This window comes from Gammaproteobacteria bacterium, assembly GCA_019748175.1.
Taxonomy (GTDB): Bacteria; Pseudomonadota; Gammaproteobacteria; order JAIEPX01; family JAIEPX01; genus JAIEPX01.
This window is the reverse complement of the sequence record JAIEPX010000008.1, coordinates 116,689-140,600: the sequence shown is the minus strand read 5'-3', so window position 1 is coordinate 140,600 and position 23,912 is coordinate 116,689. Positions and strand designations below refer to the sequence as shown.

Annotated in this window: 15 protein-coding genes; 4 read left to right on the top strand and 11 right to left on the bottom strand. The window is 36.4% G+C overall.

Annotated features, from left to right (window positions below; translation table 11 throughout):
• Positions 1 to 128 precede the first annotated feature (128 nt).
• The 3 genes from K2X50_03810 to K2X50_03800 all read right to left on the bottom strand — a co-directional run bounded on the left by K2X50_03810 (position 129) and on the right by K2X50_03800 (position 3,235).
• Positions 129 to 1,439 carry a HipA domain-containing protein gene (locus tag K2X50_03810; protein ID MBX9586363.1) on the bottom strand — a complete coding sequence of 437 codons (1,311 nt, stop codon included), beginning with the start codon at positions 1,437 to 1,439 and terminating at the stop codon, positions 129 to 131.
• Positions 1,426 to 1,707: a helix-turn-helix domain-containing protein gene (locus K2X50_03805; protein MBX9586362.1), complete on the bottom strand. Its 282-nt coding sequence runs from the start codon at positions 1,705 to 1,707 to the stop codon at positions 1,426 to 1,428. Before K2X50_03805 ends, K2X50_03810 begins: the two co-directional genes overlap by 14 nt.
• A gap of 202 nt (positions 1,708 to 1,909) precedes the next feature.
• Complete coding sequence (locus tag K2X50_03800; GenBank protein MBX9586361.1) at positions 1,910 to 3,235, bottom strand: TIGR02452 family protein; 1,326 nt, start codon at positions 3,233 to 3,235, stop codon at positions 1,910 to 1,912.
• 197 nt (positions 3,236 to 3,432) lie between these two features.
• Here K2X50_03800 and ettA point away from each other — a divergent pair, with 197 nt between their 5' ends.
• A complete protein-coding gene (gene ettA / locus K2X50_03795; GenBank protein ID MBX9586360.1) occupies positions 3,433 to 5,103 on the top strand; it encodes an energy-dependent translational throttle protein EttA in 1,671 nt (556 codons plus the stop codon).
• 91 nt (positions 5,104 to 5,194) lie between these two features.
• On the opposite strand, the gene K2X50_03790 is transcribed toward ettA, so the two are convergent.
• Complete coding sequence (locus K2X50_03790) at positions 5,195 to 5,608, bottom strand: hypothetical protein (protein ID MBX9586359.1); 414 nt, start codon at positions 5,606 to 5,608, stop codon at positions 5,195 to 5,197.
• Between the two features lie 177 nt (positions 5,609 to 5,785).
• On the opposite strand from K2X50_03790, the gene K2X50_03785 reads away from it, so the two are divergent.
• A complete protein-coding gene (locus K2X50_03785; protein ID MBX9586358.1) occupies positions 5,786 to 6,892 on the top strand; it encodes a DUF2807 domain-containing protein in 1,107 nt (368 codons plus the stop codon).
• 4 nt (positions 6,893 to 6,896) lie between these two features.
• Here K2X50_03785 and K2X50_03780 read toward each other — a convergent pair whose 3' ends face one another.
• The 6 genes from K2X50_03780 to K2X50_03755 form a co-directional block, all read right to left on the bottom strand.
• Positions 6,897 to 7,778: a ribose-phosphate diphosphokinase gene (locus K2X50_03780; protein MBX9586357.1), complete on the bottom strand. Its 882-nt coding sequence runs from the start codon at positions 7,776 to 7,778 to the stop codon at positions 6,897 to 6,899.
• Between the two features lie 3 nt (positions 7,779 to 7,781).
• Positions 7,782 to 9,293, bottom strand: a complete 1,512-nt coding sequence (locus tag K2X50_03775; GenBank protein MBX9586356.1) for a thymidine phosphorylase family protein — start codon at positions 9,291 to 9,293, stop codon at positions 7,782 to 7,784.
• 69 nt (positions 9,294 to 9,362) lie between these two features.
• Complete coding sequence (locus K2X50_03770) at positions 9,363 to 9,644, bottom strand: hypothetical protein (protein ID MBX9586355.1); 282 nt, start codon at positions 9,642 to 9,644, stop codon at positions 9,363 to 9,365.
• A gap of 3 nt (positions 9,645 to 9,647) precedes the next feature.
• Positions 9,648 to 10,460 carry a hypothetical protein gene (locus K2X50_03765; protein ID MBX9586354.1) on the bottom strand — a complete coding sequence of 271 codons (813 nt, stop codon included), beginning with the start codon at positions 10,458 to 10,460 and terminating at the stop codon, positions 9,648 to 9,650.
• 397 nt (positions 10,461 to 10,857) lie between these two features.
• On the bottom strand, positions 10,858 to 17,031 hold the full coding sequence (locus tag K2X50_03760) for an HAD-IIIC family phosphatase (GenBank protein MBX9586353.1): 6,174 nt from the start codon (positions 17,029 to 17,031) through the stop codon (positions 10,858 to 10,860).
• Between the two features lie 18 nt (positions 17,032 to 17,049).
• On the bottom strand, positions 17,050 to 20,505 hold the full coding sequence (locus K2X50_03755; GenBank protein MBX9586352.1) for a patatin-like phospholipase family protein: 3,456 nt from the start codon (positions 20,503 to 20,505) through the stop codon (positions 17,050 to 17,052).
• Between the two features lie 217 nt (positions 20,506 to 20,722).
• Here K2X50_03755 and K2X50_03750 point away from each other — a divergent pair, with 217 nt between their 5' ends.
• Positions 20,723 to 21,106 carry a Rid family detoxifying hydrolase gene (locus tag K2X50_03750; protein ID MBX9586351.1) on the top strand — a complete coding sequence of 128 codons (384 nt, stop codon included), beginning with the start codon at positions 20,723 to 20,725 and terminating at the stop codon, positions 21,104 to 21,106.
• A 12-nt stretch (positions 21,107 to 21,118) separates the two neighbouring features.
• A complete protein-coding gene (recG, locus tag K2X50_03745) occupies positions 21,119 to 23,203 on the top strand; it encodes an ATP-dependent DNA helicase RecG (GenBank protein MBX9586350.1) in 2,085 nt (694 codons plus the stop codon).
• Here the strand turns inward: recG and K2X50_03740 are convergent.
• Positions 23,192 to 23,893: a hypothetical protein gene (locus K2X50_03740; protein ID MBX9586349.1), complete on the bottom strand. Its 702-nt coding sequence runs from the start codon at positions 23,891 to 23,893 to the stop codon at positions 23,192 to 23,194. The genes recG and K2X50_03740 overlap by 12 nt on opposite strands.
• Positions 23,894 to 23,912 lie beyond the last annotated feature (19 nt).

Below are 23,912 nucleotides of genomic sequence, written 5' to 3'. Positions count from 1 at the left end.
CGAATTTTAACAAAAAGTCCAGTAAAGAATGCAGGGAAAAGAAATTGGTCAGATCTTCACTTGATACATAGTTAATAGTTAATAGTTTACAGTAAACTATTAACTATGTATCAAGCGAATATCTGACCCTACCCAACTTTACATAGTTCAATCGATTTTATAAGATCTGCCTGGTCAAGTAGATATTCACAACGCTTGAGGATTAGAGATTTATATTGATTAAAGTAATCCGTTTCTTCATTTGTTTTTGTTTGTGGCTTATATTCATTTTTCAACACCAATGACAAATTTGTTGCCAGCGATTTTAAGCGTCTCGTGACAAGCAATCTGTTAAGTTGGCAACTATCTGCAAAGTCTGCTAATTGATAAGCATTAATGCCATCACTATCAAATTCATCGCCAAATGCCATAGCCATTTCTTGTTCAAATTCAGGATACATCTTTATATTAACTAAGTCATAAAACGGAGCAAGTTTTATGCCACTATTATCAACAAAGAAACTAATATTTTTTCCATGCGCATCACAATTAAAAACTAATGCATTAAATAGCACCCAATCAAGTATTTTCAGTTTGGTGAGTGAAGGATTTGCGCATTGATTTGCAAATTGAAATATTCTTTTATAGCTTGCGCCATCTCGAATGTGAGCAACATCCCTACCACTACCAAAAATGCGTTCATATTTGTATTCTGGAGACATATTCAATGCCTGACAGCCATCAATAATATGGAGTCTTTTAATTTGCTCCATGGAAATAAATTTTCTGTCAAATCGGTCAACCAACAATGCTGAGTAATTGCCGTACCGCTTTAACTGGACATCAGCAACGTTCAACCCACATTGTTTTGCTAATTGCATTGTAGTAAATTCATTCAACACCAAATGGGATAATTGTTGTTTCTCAAATTTTAAAATATGAGTCGAACATAAAGCTTCTTCACCAAATCCTAACTGTCCCTGTTCATTTATTAAAACATTAATTTTATCTTGTACACCTGCACTTGATAATCGAGGTTTGGCATCCCAGATTATCAGGCTATGTCCTTCACGATGCTTTAGGCGCTCTTCTAACTCAGCATCTGTTATCGGGCGGAAAATTGGGTCGAGCGGAATTTTTTCATTTGATGCAAGTACAATGAGTGCACCTGATATATCTTTCCCAAGTGCTCTAATTAATCCAAATGTATTGTATTTGCTCAAATGAAAACTTCTTAACAATTCGTCTAACCCGTTACCTTCAGGCAATAAATTTCGCAAAAATCTCTCAACATTTTCGCGTGGAATTACATTATTTAAGCGGAGATGAGGTGATAACGGGTAGCCTTTTCGTTGCCATTCTTCGCTATAGTGAAACTGTAGCGAGTCTTCTATCAACAATATATCGGCAGTGTGTTTATTGTTTAAATATAGGGCTAAGCTATGTTCATTTCCAGACATCACCCACCTCTTCGTTTTCTTGCCAAGGTTTGATATAGAGTGTGATACCTAATGAATCGCAAATTCGCAGTACGTTATCGACGGAACTTGTACCTTGTCCATGTTCTATCCTATGAAATGTCTCTTTGGCAACACCACAAAGAGCTGCAGCATCTTCTAAACGCAAGTTGCTCTGTGTGCGCTTCGCTTTAATCGCTTCTCCCAACAGTTTAGGTCCCACGGGCTGGCTAAGGTCAGGAGTTGGTAGTTTCTTGATACGTCTGGCCATTTTAATCCTAATTTATTAGGTTTAATGTCTGATAAGTAGCCTTATCTTCAAATAGGTCTAATATAGTAGGATTATACAGAAAAGTCAAGGGAAATTTGATATAAAGCTAATATATTAGTTTTTTAAAAATATGGGGGGTCAGATCGTAGCTGCGCCGGTCGAAGAAATCGATTTGCGCAGCTAAAGCCATCAGTCAAATACATTACATTTCCAATGTTTCTTCTACAACCTCTAGAACTAGATCTTCAGGACGTAGACCTTTGCCTTGAAAAACTCTCTGAAAGTTTGTGAAATTATCATTGTTGTCCTGTGAAGGATTCGGGATAATTGCAAATTTAATATAATCAAATGCATTGGCAAATTCTTGTTCGCTGATAACGTCCAAATAAAATTGTGCCACCCGTTTAGAATCATTTCCAAATGCACCACAACCAAATGCGCTAAGCACAAGAGCTCGATCATGATTAGCCTTAGCCGCACGCAATTGACCACGAATTTTGCGCTTCATGCCATCTTCATACTGTTGAGTATTAGGATCTTTATAACTAGTCGATTTTTCATTACCTAAATTATAGGCAGCTGAACTCACCATATTGACTTGAAAACGGTCATCAGGCTTACAAACTTCGTAACCCGCATCTGCACCTTTACGAAATACTGTTACGCCTTCAGAATATAAAACAGTAAAATCTCCAAATCCACCCGCTCCCTCATAAAAATCAGGTAGTGAATTTAATAAGTCAGTTCGCCTACAAAGATCTTCTTCTTGAGCTCCAGCACCATGAGCGTAACCACCACCCACATGATTTTGATTAGCCATATTCAATACACAAACCGGAAGCCCTAGCTTAACAAGTGGTCGTGCAGCTTCTAAGCAATCTTGAGGAACCACTTCGATTACACAGTTAAGTTCGCCTTTATGCTTCGCCTTAAGATTATCTATCCTAACAAATGCAGCTTTCTTTGGAAGGAATTTTTCGTTCGGATCAGCTAAACACATAAGCGTATGCGCCTGAACTAATTTTCGCACATGTGAACATAAAAATGATTCTTCATGCAAAATAATAAAATGAGACGGATCCCATTTGTAATCTCCAAATACGGCACGTATTTTATCAACATTGGAAGGATTCACTTCTATTGTTCTCAGCCTATCAATTAAATTGGCTATATCTATTACTGCCTTCCTCTCTTCTGCAATTCGCAAATACAAATGTGCCAATAAACGCAATCGGAAATGAGACTCTGTAACAACAACAGTGTATTTTCCGTGATCGGTTTCGCGAACTTCCTTTATATAATTCTCATCACCATCCAGAAAGGAAGGTATCTCGTGAAAAAGAGCCAATAGTTTTTCATAATCTTTAGTCTCAATAGAAAATGATATTTTGCCCCCTCTAATTTGTTTTATTATCACCTTGCCTTCGATCCCCAACTTCAGCTCAATTGTTCTAGCTAAGTCAACGGATTTGATTTTGCCTCTAACGGGGGATGGTGCTACTTTTGGTTCTTCTGCTGGTCCTTTCATATTTCTTCTCCAAATGGTTAATTAAACGGGAAATTTTACCCTATTATTGGTGAAAAATCAACGAAACCCTAGTTTTTAAGGGGACAAATCTATGACCGCAACATCCTCTGACGACCATCTCACCATGTTCCAAACTCTCCCCTTTACTTCGATTTGTGCTACACTCTTGCGGTTTCAACATCTCATGAGAGGAAATGATGTCACAGTACATTTATACCATGCAACGGTTAGGCAAAATTGTTCCGCCAAATCGCTATATTTTGAAGGATATTTCGCTGAGTTTTATTCCTGGAGCCAAAATTGGTGTGCTGGGTATAAACGGTTCAGGTAAATCCACTTTATTACGCATTATGGCAGGCACTGATAAAGAATTTGTAGGTGAAGCTCGTGCTCAACCTGGGATAAAAATTGGTTATTTACCACAAGAACCCCAACTCGACCCTCAAAAAGATGTACGCGGAAATGTCGAAGAAGGGATTGCTGAAATTAAATCCCTTGTTGATCATTATGAAGCTATCAGCATGAAATTTGCCGAACCAATGAGTGATGACGAAATGAATAAACTCATTGAAGAACAAGGTGAATTGCAGACTAAAATCGAAGCAGTCAATGCGTGGGATATTAATTATAAATTAGAACGCGCAGCGGATGCATTACGTTTGCCTGCTTGGGAAGCGGATGTGACAAAATTATCGGGTGGTGAACGACGACGCGTCGCATTATGTCGATTATTATTATCTGAACCAGATATGTTATTACTGGATGAACCTACCAACCATTTAGATGCAGAAAGTGTTGCGTGGCTAGAACATTATTTGCAATCATTTCCTGGAACAGTAGTAGCCATTACTCACGATCGATATTTCTTAGATAATGCTGCTCAATGGATTTTAGAACTTGATCGCGGCGAAGGAATTCCTTATGAAGGAAATTACACGAGCTGGTTAGATCAAAAAGAACAACGCTTATTGATGGAAGGAAAACAACAAGCGGCACATGATCGCGCAATTAAAGCTGAATTGGAATGGGTTCGACAAAATGCAAAAGGTCGTCACGCAAAAAGTAAAGCGCGTTTGCAACGATTTGAAGAATTAAGTTCCAAGGAATTTCAACAACGCAGTGAAACTAACGAAATTTATATTCCACCCGGACCACGTCTAGGCGATTTAGTGATCGAAGGCAATGGCCTGAGCAAAAGTTTTGATGGGCGATTATTGTTCGAAAATCTTAATTTCCGTTTGCCGCCTGGAGGAATTTTAGGTGTGATCGGCCCGAACGGTGCTGGTAAATCGACATTTTTACGCATGATTACCGGAAAAGAGGAACCTGACGAAGGTGTTCTTCGAATTGGTGATACAGTGCAGCTCGCTTACGTTGATCAAATGCGCGACCATCTTGTGGATAACAAAACCGTGTGGGAAGAAATTTCTAACGGTCAAGACATTATTCAAGTCGGCAAAGTTGAAATGCCTTCACGCGCATACGTCGGTCGATTTAATTTCAAAGGATCCGATCAACAAAAACGTGTCGGTGAATTATCGGGTGGTGAACGTAACCGAGTGCATCTCGCAAAATTATTACGAAGTGGTGGCAACGTTTTATTACTGGATGAACCGAGTAATGATTTAGACGTTGAAACACTACGCGCACTCGAAGAAGCGTTATTGGCATTCCCAGGATCAGCGATTGTTATTTCACATGATCGTTGGTTCTTGGATCGAATAGCGACGCATATTTTAGCATTTGAAGGCGACAGCGAAACGGTTTTCATCGAAGGAAATTATCAAGATTATCACGAAGATTTACGTCGTCGAAAAGGTGATGCTGCTGAAACACCACGCAGAATTAAGTACAAAAAATTGGCTTAAAAAGAAAGGGGTCAAGTTTAATTAATTGATTAACCTTGACCCCTTTGCTCATGTCATCGCGATGACAACGTTTGTCTCTTGTGGTAAATAACTAAAAGTTTACTTCCTCAGGAGCGCTAGTATATCGACGACTTTTTTCTTGCATCACTGCAGGTTGATCCGCCCCCCAATCTCTCCAACGGGAAGGATTATAAGTTACCGTACGTGGAGGACTAATTTCACCCGTTGTATTCTTTTTATCCACTCGAGGGCTAAACGGAATTTTTCCTGATCGCACAAGCCGATCATGCCTTGATGCTTCGCTTTCTGGATTGGGTCCTCGAACTTGAATTAATTCATAGCCCACAACACTCATTTTTGATTTATTAAATTTATTAGCAGGCGTTTTGAATCGATTAGGACCAGCAGGCCAGTTCCTGACCACATCATTTTGATGAACACAACCGACTAAAAATAATACGGTGAATAAGGCGCAAACAAAATGCATTGAGCGAAATCGTTTCATACTATCATTTCCTTTGATATAAGAGAGTTCCTAAATATCCAGGCTAGAATTCTCGCCGTAATTCGTTTCACTGTCAACCAACCATTTGATGATGGATTTTGGTTAAAGCAGACCATTGCTCAGGCGTAGTCACCGTGCTAACATTACTTCTTAACTTCACAAAATAGGATTGTGATTATGCAATGGATGCAGTTTAAACGCCCTCTCTCCTCCTTAGTTTGGGGCGCCACCTTGTGTTTATCCCTCTCAACGATTAATTGTTATGCCGTTATTAAAGAGCAAACAATATCGACTTCTGAGAAGCTTGTTCAACTGCCCCCAGTTACGATCTCTGATCGTATGAGAGCTAAAATCGTTCAAACTGGACAATCCAAACAAAGCCATGATACATCTCATAAGCATATGGCCAGCGAAAACCACTCTATAGTGCCCTACGAAACGTGGCGTCAGCATCACCGCTTCACCGATCCTCGCCCAGGCGATCCTCAGCCCGCTGTTCGTCATATTGAACCACCAACACCTCTAGAACATTTACCCTCTTCAAAGGTGCTCGCACGCCAAGAATTTTCACCTGGTTATAAAGTGATGCATGACTTTTGGTTAAGACCATTCACACGAATAGTCGCCGATAGTGATATTAATATTACTTTACGAAATTCAAATAGACCCCAAGTTGCAGTAATGAATAGAGAACAACCTGGACGTGACCTGGTAATAACAACCGTAAAAAATGGCACGCTCTATCTACAAGATGCGGCCGCTCCGTCAGATGCAAGAATTCGCGACAAACCATTGCAAGTTTTAGTCGATGCAAACGGTATTGATTTTATTCGACTTCATAAAAGAAGTTCTTTATATGCCCCGAATTATCGAGCACATAACTTGAAAATACTTTCTTTCACCTCGGGAAATATTATTTTACACGGCTCCATTCATTCCAATCATATTGAACAACATGGTACTGGCATGATTAGCATGGATTCAATTAATGCTAAAAAACTGGATATTATGACAAACGGGCCCGGTTTAATTCGAGTAGCCGGTTCTGTGGATACTTTAACTGTTCGTGGAATTGGCAATGCCAAAGTCGATGCGAAATATCTGCGCACAAAAGATGCCATCATTCAAACGACTGATATTTCTGAAATTGCCGTAGCTCCTTACAATTCACTTAATGGTTTTGCAAGTGGTAATAGTCACATTTACTATTACAAAACGCCTGAATTTATAGCCCCACGAACTATGGGCAGTGGTAATATTTTGCAAATGCAGTACTGGGACTAATAAACTACGGCTGCGGCTGCAGTAAATCCAGAAACAGCGGTATAAGATCGATCCCATTCGTAGGGTGTGGAATTGTGTTACTCGTTACAATTTTTTCTGCGCCTGCCGCCAATAAATCTTCTTTTGCACCTTCAGCAAAAACAGCATGAATACCAACGCAAATTGGTTTTTTCATTCCTGAAGACTGCAATACATTGATACCCTGAATCATTGTACTACCCGTTGAAATTATATCATCAATCAATACCGGGGTATGATCACGATACTCAGACATTAAGGGTGCACTGATTGAAACCGTATTATCACCGTAGCGTTTCTTTTTAAAAATAATAAAAGGTAATTTAGCCTCGTGTGCAATCACTTTAATCCACTGCTCACTTTCTTCATCTGGTCCAATAATCAAGGGCTTCTCTACGTTTCGCCAAACCCAATTTGCAACAACGGGCGCAGCATGAATTACCTGATTTTGAATTGGGTAAAGAGTTTCTAATTTTTGAACTCGATGTAAATGCGGATCTACCGTGATTATACGGTCAAAGTAATGACTGATAAATTGAGCAAAATATTTTGATGTCAAACCTTCACCTGGTTTTGTAACTGCATCTAATCTCATATAACACAAATAGGGCGCAATTAATGTCACGGTTTTCGCACCGACAGCACGAAGTGCATCAGCAACAAAAATGAGTTTAATAATTTTTTCATTGGGATGACGCAAATTAGTCAAAAAATAAACATCCGAACTCGTAATAGCTGACAAAACCCTGACAGAAATCTCACCATCTGGAAAAGTATGCCACTCTAATGATCCTTGTTGCCAAGCTAAACCACGTGCTAATTCATAAGCAAATGATTCATCTTCTGGTAAATTAAAAAGTAACGTCATAAGTTATTCCTCTTGATTCGCTAATTGAATTACTGGCCCTTCTTCTCCCATCAGTGTCAAAGCATACTCCATTTCACCTTCTGATTCTGCATGAATTGTAAAAAGTGGCTGATTTTTTTCAACATGATCACCGATCACAGCTGATAAATAAACACCTGCTGTTTTTGCTTGTGGAGCACCGGCCGTACGAGCTATTCGAGCAATGACTCGATTATCAATTGCAAAAACTTTCCCTGATTTTTCTGCGCGTACTACATGTTGATACGGCGCAGTTCCAGGCTCACGCATCCCACCTTGAGCATTACATATTGCTTGAAATTTTTTCCACGCTTTACCAGATTCTAAAATTTCTTCGGCTATAGAAAACCCTTTTCCTCGCTCAACTGCAGGAGAAAATTCTATAATTCCAGCAGCCAATTGCAATGCTCTTTCGCGCAAATCAGAGGGTGCATTTTTTTCATTGCATAAAACTTCAATCACATCTTTAGCTTCTAATGCAGGGCCAATTCCACGTCCAACAGGTTGCGAACCATCCGTAATCATCGTTTGAACATGAATACCTAATTCAGCGCCGACTTGAATTAAATAATGCTCAAGAATTCTCGCCATTTCTAAACTTCGAACTTTTGCCGTTTCACCAACAGGTAAATCAATTAATACATGTGTTGATCCCGCTGCTATTTTTTTTGAAAGCACTGACGCGATTAATTGTCCTTCACTATCCAAATCTAACGCACGCTCAACGCGAATTAATTGATCATCTGCAGGACTTAAAGAAACACTTCCACCCCAAGCAATACATCCGCCTTCTTTTTCAACGACCCGACGCATTTCTTCGAGAGTTAATGAAACTGGAGCAAGCACTTCCATAGTATCAGCAGTTCCTGCAGGTGAAGTAATCGCGCGAGAAGAAGTTTTAGGAATCATCAACCCAAAGCTTGCAACAATGGGCACTACAATTAAAGATGTTCGATTTCCCGGCAAACCACCGACACAATGTTTATCGACAATTAAAGGTGCGTCCCAGTGCAATCGATCTCCGTGATTAATCATCGAAGATGTTAATGCAAGAATTTCGTCGCGATTTAAATGGCCACCCGCACATGCCGTTAAAAATGCGGCAATATGGATATCGGAATAACGTCTTTCTACTACATCCGAAATAATTTCATCGATGGCTTTTGCATCGAGTTGGTGACCATAAATTTTTCGACGAACCTCACTCAAAGAGCTCAAGGGTGTCGGATGAGAAAAAAAAGCATCGTCGCCTTCACTGGCATTTAATAATTCCCACGCTGATTCCGAAAGACCCACTTCACCTAATTGCAAAATATCGGACGTCACAATATTAAGCGTCGCAATTATCGACGTTTTACCGACTGTTAAACGAATTCGAGTTTGAGATCCAAAACCTTCCGATTGACAAACCAAACAGTCTCGGCGCATGAAAACGACTGTTTCCTGATAGGTATCAATCCCTATTCGACGAATCTTTAATGAAAGCCTTTTAGACACCTGGTACCATCCTTGTTAGGGATAAGATTTTAATTTTGAAACGAGTAGCGAAATACTCAAAAAGCAGCTTTAATCTTTCATATGACTGAGACTTGGCAAATTACCTTCTTCTTTTGCTATTTCATACCGTGCAAGACCCCTGTAATATGTTAGGGCTTTAGAGCAGCTAGGATACTCTAGCTCAACTTTTTCAATTCTAACAAGTGCGTCTTTATATAATTTATTTTCACATAATGTTTTTACTTCATCTAGAGCCTTCTGGCTAGAAGAACTCTTACTAGAAGATGACAGTAATCGTGATGAACTTGATGTTAGATTCTTAGTGTATCGACCAGGTGGTAATCTTTTCATGGGTTATCTCCTAGGTTTAAATGATGTGGGTGTTTCTTGAGATGGAGAATAACTGAACCGTTCACTGAGTACCATCATATCACGTGAATATTTTTCTTGGAACGCCTCAGATATTGGTTTTATTTCAGGATGTTGCGCGTGCTCTGTAGATTTTGCAAGATCGCAAAGCCCTTTAAGTCCTTCTGGTGTTAATATACCTTTTGCACCAAGCGTTTGTCCGTAATAGTTTAGTAAGCGATCAAAACCACCTGTCGTAAGAGCCTTGTGTACTACTGTGGCACAACTTTCACCATCAGCTAAATTGAGACGAGAGCCGAGAATGCTGTAAACTTTTTCTGGATTCTTGATATAGACCTCAATGAATTCTAACATTTTTTTTGTGTCTAAAGTATGCAAATCAATACAATGTGGTACACGTTCAAATCCGAGTGTATCTTGAAGGAGATTCTCAGACAATACTACTTTATGTTTAGACGCTGGTCTCAGAGCACGTAAATCATCTGCCATACCAATACTTAAGTACTTATCTTGAATTCCTAAGGCTACATGCCCGGGGTGAATATCGTGTTTGTGTCGTAATACTGCTTCTGGGGTACCATAATGTTGCAGTAAAAATGTAGCTGCCACCAAAGTTGTTGACGTTGGAACAAAAACCTTTTCCTTTTTGATACTGCCATTTTTTTGTGTTAATTCTTTAACTAATGAGTATCCTGGAGCCCAAATATAAACAGCAGTAGGATGCAGAGTACTTGGCTTAACGGAAACTCGTCCTGCATTAGAACTGATTGTTCGAACTTGCTGGATTCTTCTGTACACGCTATGGCCTCCCATATAAGTAAGCTATAGGTTATAGTATAGCACATTAAATGAATTTTTTCGCTGTTCTAAGCTTCGCATGACTCAAAACAGATGCCTCTCATTTTAAAAAAATAGTGTGTTACTTTACAGATAGATTCCACTTGATCACTAAAAGTAATTGTAACTTAACCAATATTGATAGGTTGCAGTTATAAGACCTGGAGCTATCAGATCTATAATTGACGCCATCTTAAGAGGTTTAGGAGATCGCGTTGCAAGAGGATTAGCGTATCTAGGGCCACATACATTACATGAATTATTTTTTCATTTTCCACCTCGATATAAACTTCGATTTTAATGACTATATTGATAATTATTGTAAGAAATCACGTCGTAATAGTTTATTTAAAGAAGATCAATTACCAAGTAGGTCTTCGATATTTTCAATTAACTCAATCCTAGACTTTATGCCAAATTTGCGCTTCATATTCATCAATATCGCTTCCACTGTTCTATAGCTCAAACCTAGAGTTCTTGCTATTTCCTTTATACTGCGACGATACAATAGATTAATTGCAACTTCTGCTTCTCTATGTGTCAGAACAGATCTAATGTTTTCATTCGAATTTACAGTTTTGTTATCACTAAATCTATCTTGTAATTTAGAGATTTTAGCTTCTATTTCTAGTCTTCGTGATTCATTAATTATATTGCATAATTTATATACATTTTCCTGCGAGAATAAATCATTATGATTTCCTTGAACATAGATATGTTTATAATTCGCATCCGTCATGTGCCGCCACCCTAATCTATCATTTTTAATACCATTTTCGGCAATATTTTCAGATGCTTCAACCAGATAAAACATCCCATAATATTGCGGTTGATAGCTTTTAACTAAATTAATATGATAATTTGCAACATCTTTAGTATCATTTGCAACTACTGATATTTCAGCATTAATCGTACGGTCATTCATTACATCAGGATGATATGTATCAAATAGATATATTTGGTCAATTTTAATATTCAATTGTTTTGCAATATGAGCCATTTCTAAAGCGACAAGACCACCAAATGACCAACCAGCCAAAGAAATCCTGTTATGAAATTGGGATTTCAATAATGATTCCATATAAAACTTCGCTAGATCCGATATAGTATTAAATCTTATAGACTCATCAAATAATGTAGGTGAGACAATTCCAATTATGTTCATATTCAAGTATTGCGCAAGTGTATAATAGTTAGTAATTAATCCTGAAACTGGATGAACTATTACTAGGGTTTCTGATGCGCCCATCTTAATAGGTTGGATACAAGCAACGTAATTAATTGTAACATTTAGGCTATGTTTCACGTGGATAGTGAAATTACGAATTGTAGGCTGTTTAAGTACATCTTCAGTTGCTAAAACGACAGAAAATCTGTCTTGGATTTTTGCAAGCAAGATTGTAAACAGCAATGAATTTCCACCCAAATCAAAAAAATTGGCGTCATAATTACAGTTATCAATTTCCAACAAGTCAAGCCATAGATTTTTTATGAATTGAAGAATCGCATCATTTCTTTTGGCTATATTATCATCAGTTACTTCATCATTATAATTATTCTTTATGACATATTTGTATAGATCATTTACATTGACTTTGCCATGCGAAGTCAATGGAATCGAACTTACCACATAATGATTTTGTGGAATCATATATTGAGGTAACCAACTAGATACTGTACTCCGTATAGTTCTCAATATTTGAGGCGATGTAGACAGCAACTTATCTTTTAATTTTATATATGCGACTAGGCTTGACTCATTTCTTTGCTTAATTGGCTGTACTACGACATTTTGTATTTCTGGCAATGAACGATAGACCCTCTCAATATCTTCAAGCTCGATTCGATAGCCTCTTAACTTTATTTGACGATCAATTCTGCCACCAAATTCAAGAGCACCATTATTAAGAAATCGAACTTTATCTCCAGTTTTATAGACTCGCATTGGTTTATCAGAAAACTCGGATAATGATAGTTCCAGAAATTTCAACTTATTATCTTTTTCACAATTAATATAGCCTTGCGATATAGCATCACCAGATAACAATAATTCACCCCATGCTCCAATCGGTGCTAATTTTCCATATTCACCGAGAACAATAGCAGTAATTCCGCAACATGGATATCCTATCGGAATTGGATCACGTACACTTCGGGGAATTCGATACAATAATGATATTGCTGTCGCTTCAGTAATTCCATAGGCATGGTATATTTTTTTTGGTGCAATTTCTGAGTTTATTAATTTATATACTGCACCTGCTTTTAATTGCTCTCCACCAATGATTAAACGATTTATTCCTTCAAATATCTTAGTATTATTGGAAACCATTGCGTGAAAATGAGAAGCCGTTAAGGTTAAGCAATTAATCTGCAACTTTTGAATTGTCTTATATAGTTTTGAATAATTAAGCTTATCGCTAGAATTAATGATTGATAATGTAGCTCCATTTAGTAAGGCAGACCATATCTCAAATAGTGAGACATCGAATGTCAATCTTGTAAATTGCGCGATATTATCATCAGGATTAATTTTAATAAAGCCAAGGTTCTTTGATATCTGAATAATTGAAGTGTCGGAAATCATCGTAGGTTTTGGCACCCCCTGAGTTCCTGATGTAAACAAAATTGCTGAAGTAGAATTTGTACGAGTAATATGTTTACGAATAACCGATGGATTAACATTGAATCCAACATCAGGTATAGTCTGACCTAAGACGTCCTCGAGAATAAATGTTTGAAACTTTAAAGATTTTGATTTTAAGAAGTACTTTCTACTAAGCAGACAATGACGTGCATTAATCTGATTATACATAAGCATTAAACGATTTAATGGGAGCTCAGGATCAAAAGTTACAAATGTTCCATTAATTTTTAATATTGCCAATATTGCTATAATATATCCAACACTATTATCCATCATGACTATTATTCTACGAGTATCGATAAATTGAATTCTATCGTATAGATATTGAGCCACAACATCAGAATATATATCCAACTGATTATACGTCAAAACTTGTTCAGTACCTTGAACAGCAATCTTATCACCGAATTTATTAATTTGCATTCTTAAAATATTTAGAAGTGATCTATTCAGATATACTCTCTTATTATTAGACCATTTTTTTAAAGCAACCACTTCATCTTGGCTAAGAATGGTTAAGTCTTTTATCTTTATCACAGGACAAGTTATCAATTGATTCAAGATATTCAGATAATGATTAGCTAACCTTTCAATGCTCACACGATGATAATTAATTTTATTGAATTGAAACTCCATTGTAATTGAGTTTTTTTTCTCACGAAAGATAATTACAATATCAAATTGGCTATATTGATCAATGTTTGTATATTGCTCAGTAACAATTTCAGTTAAAATTAGAGGGTGCTGATTATCTGGATAATATAGCATTGCTATTTGAAAAAATGGGTGCGGTCTTATGTTAGGCTGCACTCCCAGCAAACCAAACACCTTGGACAAACTAATTTCTGATCTTAGAGTAGCCTCTTCTATATCATGTTGTACTTTTTTTAATATATCCAAATAGCTGTCTTCATCTTTTACTGCACAGGTAACAGGAAAGACTTGAGTAAACAAACCAATAGTGTTTTGAAATTTAGGATTATTTCTGTTAGCAAATGCTGTAGCAATATGTGGTGTATTTACATTCAAATGAAAACGTAAATTTATAAGCATTGATGACATAAATATTACAAAAATACTATAAGACTTGAATACTTTTTCCTTGACTAATGAAAAATATAGATTATTCGGAATATCAATAAAAATTGTTTCCGTAATCATTCTTGCTTTACTGACATTATTATCAAACGGTATGAAACCAGTATTAATGTTAGACAACTTTTTTAACCAATATTGCTCATCCTCATTATAATTCGTAGTCTTTTGCTTTAAAATGTATTCTGAATATTTCATTGGCGGAATTCTAAGGTTACTTGATTTGTTAACATTAGTATTATCAAAATAAATTGCAAGATCTCGGTAAAGAATCCCTAGCGACCATTCGTCTATTACAAGATGGTGGAAACAAAGCGTTAAAATGTGTTCATAGTCATTAATTTTAAGAAGACCTGCACGACATAAAACGCCTTGATTAATCTTAAATCGCCTATTAGTGAATTTTTTTATCCATTGATCTATCTCTAGGGAATTTTCATGATCTAAAACATACTTTGAATGGTATACCTTGAATGGAAATCGACCTATTTTTTTAAATTTCTGAACAATACTATTACTTCTTAAGATAAAATTTGAAGATAGTGCCTCATTATTTTTTAGAACACTATTTAAAGCAAGATGTAATCTTTGAACGTTCAATTTACCCTTAAGTCTATGTGATGTTGACACATTCAAAGGGGGGCGATTTTTTTCTAGAATTTCTTTGGAAAAGATAAGATCTTGCTGATTTGACAATTGATAAAAGTATTTTTCGACTCGTTCACTAGGTGAATCTTGCTCTGTTGGCCTAGCATTTATCAGCTCCAAAACATCATCTGCGAGCATGTTAATACTGACTGACTTATTTACAGCACTAAAAGGCAAAGTGACATGAAAATTTTCATATATCAAACCAATTATCTGTACAGTTTTTAAAGAAGAGATTCCGTAATCGAATATATTTTTGCTAACATCAATAGTATTGTTTGGTAAAACTTGTTGCAAATAACGTACGAGACTGCGCAGTATTTTATCCCTTTCACTCCCTTTTCGCCACATTTTAGTATCTTTATAGGAATATTGGCCATATATCAAATTCGATAAGTCGTTGACGCTATGAATGGACATTAAAATTGACTCTCTATACTGATTTAATTTATTATTTGAGAGATCCGGCTTATCACTCTTAATATTGTGTGATAATGCGGCCATCTTAGTTAATCGCTCAATTCCAGAATAAGGAGCGAAATTAATTTCAAGTAGCTTGTTTAGACTACAACGCAATAAGATACCATCACCCAAATTTTTCTCAGAAGTTTTTTTTAATAAGTTTGTAAATTCTTTAGCGGGAACATTTTTTTCATTACCAACGAAGTAAAACTCTATTTCAGTTATTCCATCAGGCATCGACTCTTCAGCAATCAACTTAATGACCTGATGCTCAACTCCTCGACCAAGAACCCTACAACTTAAAAGAAAATTATCAACTCGTCGTACACTCTTACTTATATCATGGTAAAATAGCAATCCAACTAAACCATATTCACCAAATCTATCACTCACATATATAGTTCTGATTTTATTTTTAGTATCATTCATTATATTAATAATTTCTTGTGAGCTAAGCTCTTGTTTCGCAAAATTGAATTGATTAGTTCTCTGAGTAAGTTGCGAAACTCTTTGTACATCGCTATTTTTAATCCAACTTAAAGTCACTTGCAGATCGAGTTCTTGAAAAAACTTGTGTATGTTTTTTGATTTTTTTATTTCATTTACTCTAATATTCTCTTGATGATATAAATTTGTTCTTATCGCATCTTCATTAGTTATAGATAGTTTCTCAAGCTCCCAACTTTTATTTAAATAGTCAAGAAACTTTAAACTATCAGTAGGAATATGCACTACTGTTATCTGACTTAAATTTAACTTGACTTCTTCAACCTCAACTACGTTATCCTCGAACAGTGTTATTTTATCTAATCCTATATTTAATTCAGAAGACATCTCCGATATATTAACTGATTTTGGACGCCAATTTATTTTGTAACTCACAAAATGACTCCACTTCAACAACATATGAGGATTCCGATCGAATACTTGTTTGACATCATCTAGGTTGTTTTTACTACATAAACAAAGCAATACTCCTGAATCATGAAGTTTGACCAGTTTTTTTTGGAATTTCTTATGAACTTTTGAAATTCTAATATCATCCCAGCCCACCTCTCCACATACCCCATCCCAAAGAGTATTATCACAATCAAGCACAATTAATTTTACATCATACAGGTAAAGCTGATATAGTTTTTGGCTTATAATTACCCCTAATACATCATAATAATTTTGCGTATATGGCATATGCCCAAGCTCTTCTGTATGCTCATTAAATGTCGTAAAACTTGAGAAATCATAGCTTTTGAGAACTTTATTTGCGCAGAATATCTTAATATTTTTTCGTGATTTAAGCTTTAATAGTAATCTCTTATGAAATGTATCATGTAAATTATTATCCACATATTTCGAATCTGACGGACATAATATAACCAGATAATTTGATAGTTGATTAGCCGACAATAGTATATTGGAAAACAAATTTACATTATCGTTTAATTCATTCTTTCCCGTTTCATTATAACCTTTCAGCCAGTCTTGATAACGCACACAAATGACCACCACATCAACTTTATTAAGTAAAACTGATTCACGTAGCAAGTCTTGAAATAATTGATTATAAGTTGAAGCAGTAAAATTTGTCGCCAAGGGTTGATATTGACTCCAATATCTTAGTGAGGTTAAAATCGGGTCTATGACAAAAGTCCCACTAATAGAAATATTGAATTGCTTTGCCATAAGATCCCTATTCCTAAACTATGTAAGCCTAGAACTATTTTTAGGCTCATCTTGTTCTGAAGGACAATTCTCAGACTTCCCACAATAGCACGTGGGCTTAAAAAAGCGTGAAAAATTAGGCACATTGATCTTTTTGCTTTGACCATTTACCGTTTTATTTTTTAACAGGATACTACTCTGAGTTCCTAAGTATGCTTTAACTGCCTCTCTTCCAGCATCTATTAACTTTTTCTTATCCTCATCACTAGCATTGAAGTCTAATGTATCAACAGTTTGAGTATTAATAAGTATTGTGTTTAAAGGATTACATTTGATATCAAAATCACTCTCTTGCTTTGACCGTATTGATCCGATTAGAGAAAATGCGAATTGAAAGAAGTTTTCGCTTTTTTTATCAACTGTGAATAACCCTGTACTGTACTTTGACCAAAGCGACGGCTTAAGCAACCTAATTCCTAATGTATTCTGAGATACATCTTTAAAGAGCCACTCAGGATAGTTATCATTCAAACCCCCATCTACATATAAAGCACCATCATCAGTAATATCTAGCGCTCTTTTTCTTCCCGGTGGTTTCACATACCTTTCGTGTGGTTTGAAAAATAGCGGGACCGAACCAGAGCTTAGCGCTCCATCAGATACTATATGATGAGGATCATTAAGATAAGATAATACATGAGTCTTTTTGCGCATTGTATCAACTACTACAAGAGAAACATCTTTTACTTCAGTCTTAACACTTGCCAAAAGATGTTGCTCTTCAAAAGTAATATGTTCAATACCTGTTTTATCCCGCATATGCTGTTCTATTATATCTCTAAGTTTATCACCGCTGAAAACGCCCTTTTCAATGTAAAGAATAACACTCAACCTCATCAATTTCCTTAAATCTTCTTTTGTAACATCAACAGACTTTATTATTTGACTAAGTTCATTATATAATGCTTTTAGTGAAAATCCGAACCTTATCTTCGCTATAATATCATTATACCACTTAGCATTATTAAACCAATATGGCACACGTTCTAATTCAGCTTTATTATCTTCGTAAAAACTTTTAAGCTTAGTGAAAATAGTATTAACTGATTCTTTTAATGCGTTCAATTTTGCAGGATCATGGTGATATTTTTGATATAAGCTCTCAAATTCAGAGTAATGCTGTTGAGAATCCTCTAATAAAGTTGGTAGTTTCAGGCTTTCAATAATAATTCCACGTAATTCTGATGATTCATACCCAGCGGCGAATAATGAGGCTATAATTGCACCAACTGATGTTCCACCAACATATTTTATTTTTTTTAAGTTAACAATTTCATTGACCTCTTCTTCAAACTGTTGTATTGCCCCGACGTGTGAAATACCTCGCACTCCTCCTCCTTGAAACACCAGGCTATCAAATATTGGCTCTGCTGAACTCATATCATACTTAACTGCAGAAGCTATTAATGCATAGTCATCATCTATGCAAAATTTTCTCCCATTAATAGAGGCTATTACTCCAAGATTTGATAGGGCTTCAATCAAACAATACTGGATTGCATAACGATGAAATTTTTTTGCCAAGTTCAATGATTTTCTAATGTCATTTACCAATAAATTAAAATTTTCATTATCTGGCAAATTATCACCAACACGAAATTCGGATATTTTCTCTAAGTAGCATTTAGTTATAGCGTTAACACCAAATATATAACCATTTCGCGCAGCTAAATTTAAAGGAGTCAACTTTTTATCATTTTCATTTAAAAGAACTTTGATACTAAGATGACTTTTATACCATGCGCTATGTTTACTTAACAATATTTCTAGTAGAGCACATTGATTATGCTCTTTATCCTGATAAAATCTTAGCCCACCTTTGTCTTTCCCATATCGCACTGCAAGATGGAGTGGAGAATTCTTGCTACTCTCCAGCCTACCATCGAATTTTAATGTAACACAAATGGAAAGCATTTCGGGATTAGCAGATAAAAATTGCTCAACCAAAACGTAATTGCCATGGACTATTGCTAGTGAAAAAATTGTGTGCCCAGATGAAATATTCTGATTCGATTTATTTTCAGAAATTTCCCGAGATCCATTCAAACCTTTTAGCTCGTCTTCAGTGCCTTGAGATAGGGGAAAATTTGAGTCGGATGATTGACTTTCAGTTGATAATTCTTGCTTCTGATTTTCTTGTTGATATTCAATATTTTTCGATTGATCTGAATAACCAGCCCCATTTTTAAGCAAAAAATCTCGTGTATTAATATATCCATAGTATTCAGCTATATCTACCAAGGTACATTTCATTAATCGGTTATGATTTGATAGATTACCCTGAGTAAGCTGTTTTGCGGCATCATCCATACCAAGCTTTCCCAAGGTATCGAGTGATATCATGTTATCAAGGTCAGCACCGTGCCTAAATAACCACTCGATTACACGTTTTATTTTATTATCATCACCTTTCAGCCATTTAAAAGCGATAAGAGTACTTGGAACTTGAAAAACTCTATTCATCATATTTAGCTCATCATACACAATATATGCTGGCTCATGTATATTATATCCATAATTAAAGAATATCTTACTAAAGTTTCTTACCGAACCTGTGGTTAAAGCAAGATAAAAAGGATCATAGCCATAATTATTAGGCTTACGTAGAAAATTTTTAAGCTCAAAGCGCTCTGATATTACAGAATCTTTCTGTGCATTTTCTGATTTTGCAGAATCTTTGAGAGATAATAATAATTCGGATACTAATTGTGAATTTTCGGACACATTTTCAACAGCAATATGTAGCAGGTTATTCCCATTGCAATCTTCTGATTTAATAAATTCCAAAGTTTTTTTTGGATTTAAAGCAGGATTTTTAAGTAAACTTTGTACCCCAACTAAACTGTCATGTGCCACTGAGTAATGTAATGCATTAAATCCATATGGACCTTTTTCAGTAATTATTTCCGGATCACTTGCACACTCGATAATACTCTTGTCATCAGAAGTATATAACGTCTTAACAAATTTAAGCAACGTGGGACATTTAGCAAATGATGATCTGAATTCGTTGGCATCTATGATATTACGTAGTGTTTTCTTTTCTTCCAACGACCTAGATCGTTCGACAAAATTACGTTTATTAAAATACAATAGTGCGTACACCCATGGCGGGACGCCAATTGAATTTAGATCCGATAATATAGCGAGGTTGTTTTTAAGAGCACACTCTAATAATGTGCTAGCAATCCCTAGATGACCGTATTCAAAAGCAACATGTAAAGCAAAATTACCTCTATTGACATCTTTATCATTACCTTTATAGCGCGCCTTCAGCAAGGAAAGACCGGAAGATGTTTCAAGACTATATTTTACTTCATCAACATGCCCAAATTTAATTGTGTCTAAGAATTTACGCTCAGAATCGGTATTTAAAAATCTGAACTGAGTTGTTTTTGGTAATTTGTTATTTCTAATTATCGATCTTAACCGCACATTTATATCCCTATTAAACTAAAATCATTATTGTACCTAAAAATAAGTATAATACAATAGAGAGGGGTTTGAATTTCAAATTACCCTGTGTATTACAGAAGGAATTTACTACGAAGCGCAAGATGATTCTCACTGTGAATATTTATACAAAACTCAAGCTAGACAGGCCTAGTGATATGCCTTATATTCAGAAAATGACCGTATCTAATCGAGACAGATGATGAAGACACCGATTTACACATCAGAAGCACCCCCAGCCATTGGAACCTATTCACAGGCCGTTAGAGCTGGGCAACTGGTTTTTTTGTCCGGACAAATTCCACTGACAGCAAGCGGAGAGCTGCTTCAAACTCACGATATTAAATTACAAATCCGTCAAATTTTTTTGAATTTGGAAGCTGTCGCGAAAGCAGCCGGTGGTAATCTTGATCAAGTCGTGAAACTCACAGTTTATCTGACAAGTCTTGAAAACTTTAGCGCAGTGAACGACGTGATGTTAGAATTTTTCAGTGACCCTTTTCCTGCAAGAGCTGCAGTCGAAGTTGCTGGTCTCCCAAAAGGCGTACCGGTTGAAATTGATGCCATTCTTTCTCTGGATTAAATGAACAAGTCACTGCCAACGTTGAATTCACCTTGCACTGTTTTAAAAGGTGTAGGAGATCGCGTTGCAGAACGATTAGCGCATCTGGGCTTGAACACACTACATAACCTTTTATTTCATTTACCGCTTCGCTATGAGGATCGCACTCATATTGTTCCGATTGCTCGCCTGACCATCGGACACTCATCGCTTATAGAAGGACAGGTCACAAAAGTTCAAATGCGTTATGGTGGAAAACGATCAGTGATTGTAACGTTAGAAGATGATACAGGCTCAGTTGAATTACGCTTTTATCACTTTTCTGCGCCTCAACTTCGACAATTGCAAATTCCTAATATTCGATTGAGATGTTTTGGCGAATTGCGTTGGTTAGGCAATCAACGTGGCATTGTTCATCCCGAATATCAAATTATTTCTACTTCTGAATCTTTTACTGCAAGCGAACATTTAACTGCCGTTTATCCGACCGCTGAAGGTTTGTCACAAACAGTTTTACGAAAATTAGTAAAACAAACTTTTACAATTTTAGAATCGTCTGAAAATTCTTTACAAGAATTTCTACCTCTAGCACTTTTACAGCAATGGGAATATCCCTCATTAAAAGAAGCACTCAAAGCGCTGCATTTTCCATCGAGCCAACTCGATTCAACAGTGATTTCGGCTTCCAAGTATCCGCCTAGAAGACGTTTAGTGTTAGAAGAATTATTAGCTCATCAATTAAGCTTACAACAAATTAAATATAAAATTCAGCATGAGTCTGCTCATCCACTTCCTCAAAAAAACCAACTCGTAGAACAATTTCTCGCAAAATTGCCGTTTAAATTAACCGGTGCGCAGCAACGCGTTGTCTCTGAAGTGTCAGCAGATTTATCAAAACCCTTACCGATGCTTCGATTAATTCAAGGTGATGTGGGTTCAGGCAAAACCGTCGTGGCGGCAGTGGCTCTTTTGCAAGCTGTAGCAGCTGGTTATCAAGCAGCATTAATGGCCCCTACTGAATTGCTCGCCGAACAACATTATCGAAATTTACTGTCTTGGTTAAATCCTTTAGGAATAAAAATTGCCTGGCATTCTGGATCTCGTAAAACATCTGAAAAACAAGAAGCATTAAACACAATTTCTGATGGTACAGCTCAAATTATTGTAGGTACTCATGCGCTCTTTCAAAAAGATGTGCATTTTTCATCACTCGCTTTAATTGTCGTCGATGAACAACATCGGTTTGGTGTACATCAACGATTAGCGCTTCGCAAAAAAGGAAGTTTCGCTGATCACTGCCCTCATCAACTCGTCATGACTGCAACACCGATCCCTCGTACGCTTGCCATGACTGCTTACGCTGACTTGGATTATTCTATTATTGATGAACTTCCTCCTGGGCGAACTCCAGTTACAACTGTCAATATACCCAACTCAAGACGTGAAGAAGTGATTGAAAGAATCCGAGCAAATTGTTCTGAGGGTAAACAAGCCTATTGGGTATGCACACTCATTGAAGAATCTGATGTGCTCCAGTGCCAAGCTGCTGAAGAAGTTTGCACTCATTTACGCAGTGCAATACCTGAACTAAAAATTGGATTAGTTCATGGCCGATTAAAACAAAGTGAAAAAGAAGCCGTTATGCACTCATTTAAAACAGGAGAATATTCTTTACTCGTTGCTACAACGGTTATCGAAGTGGGAGTCGACGTACCGAATGCAAGCCTAATGATTATTGAAAATCCTGAACGATTAGGTCTTGCACAACTTCATCAATTACGAGGACGAGTTGGAAGAGGCCAAGCTGTGAGTTATTGTGTTTTACTCTACCAACAACCACTTTCAGAACACGCACAAGAACGCCTAACAATAATGCGTCAAACGAACGATGGTTTTTTAATTGCGCAAAAAGATTTGGAATTGCGCGGCCCTGGAGAAGTCTTAGGAACTCGACAAACTGGTCTTTTACAGTTGAAAATTGCAGACCTCATACGCGATGCTGATTTACTTCCGCAAGTTAGAGAGTTAGCCAACAAAATATTAGCAGAAGCCCCCAACACCGTCGAACCCTTAATTAAACGCTGGATTTCCACTCAACAAAATTACTTAAATGTTTGAATATAATATGTCGTAGTTATTCAGTGGTGCAATATCTTTTGGAACTCGAGAGCATAAATAATGGGTAATTTTACGACGCAATGGTTCTGATAGACAAGCCAAATCAAAATATTGATTTAAGAAATTCTCCAAACCAAATTGATTATAAAAAGGAATATCTTCTTTTTTATTAAACAAATGCACTAAATTCCTCGCACGCAAAGATTTAGACAATGAACGTCGTTTAATTTGAATGGATTCTAAATCCAACAAGGTAAAAATATTATTATTGACAACAATATTATCTAAATGGATATCTTGGAAATAAATTCCCAATTTATGCAATTGAGCAACGTATTCTACAAACTGTGGAAAAAACGACAAATCCCTATCTCGTGCGACATCGTATAATGTTCGACCATCTACATAATCATAGATCAAAATATCACAATTTAATTTAGGATAAAAATATACTGCTCGAATTTCTGGGACTAATATATTTTTTGATTGAAGATACTGTGCATTCTTGATAAATCGGGTCGCATAAGGCCAAAGTGTAGAAGATGATAACAATTTACGCTTGTAAATATGTTTAATAATTTTTCCGTCTTGACTCAAAAGCAGGCGAATTTTTGTGCGTGTACGCTTAACCAGACTCGCACCATCTGTGAGTTTTAAGTAATCTTGTTCCTGTAAAATTGGATATCCCATCGCTCATCCCATCCCTTCG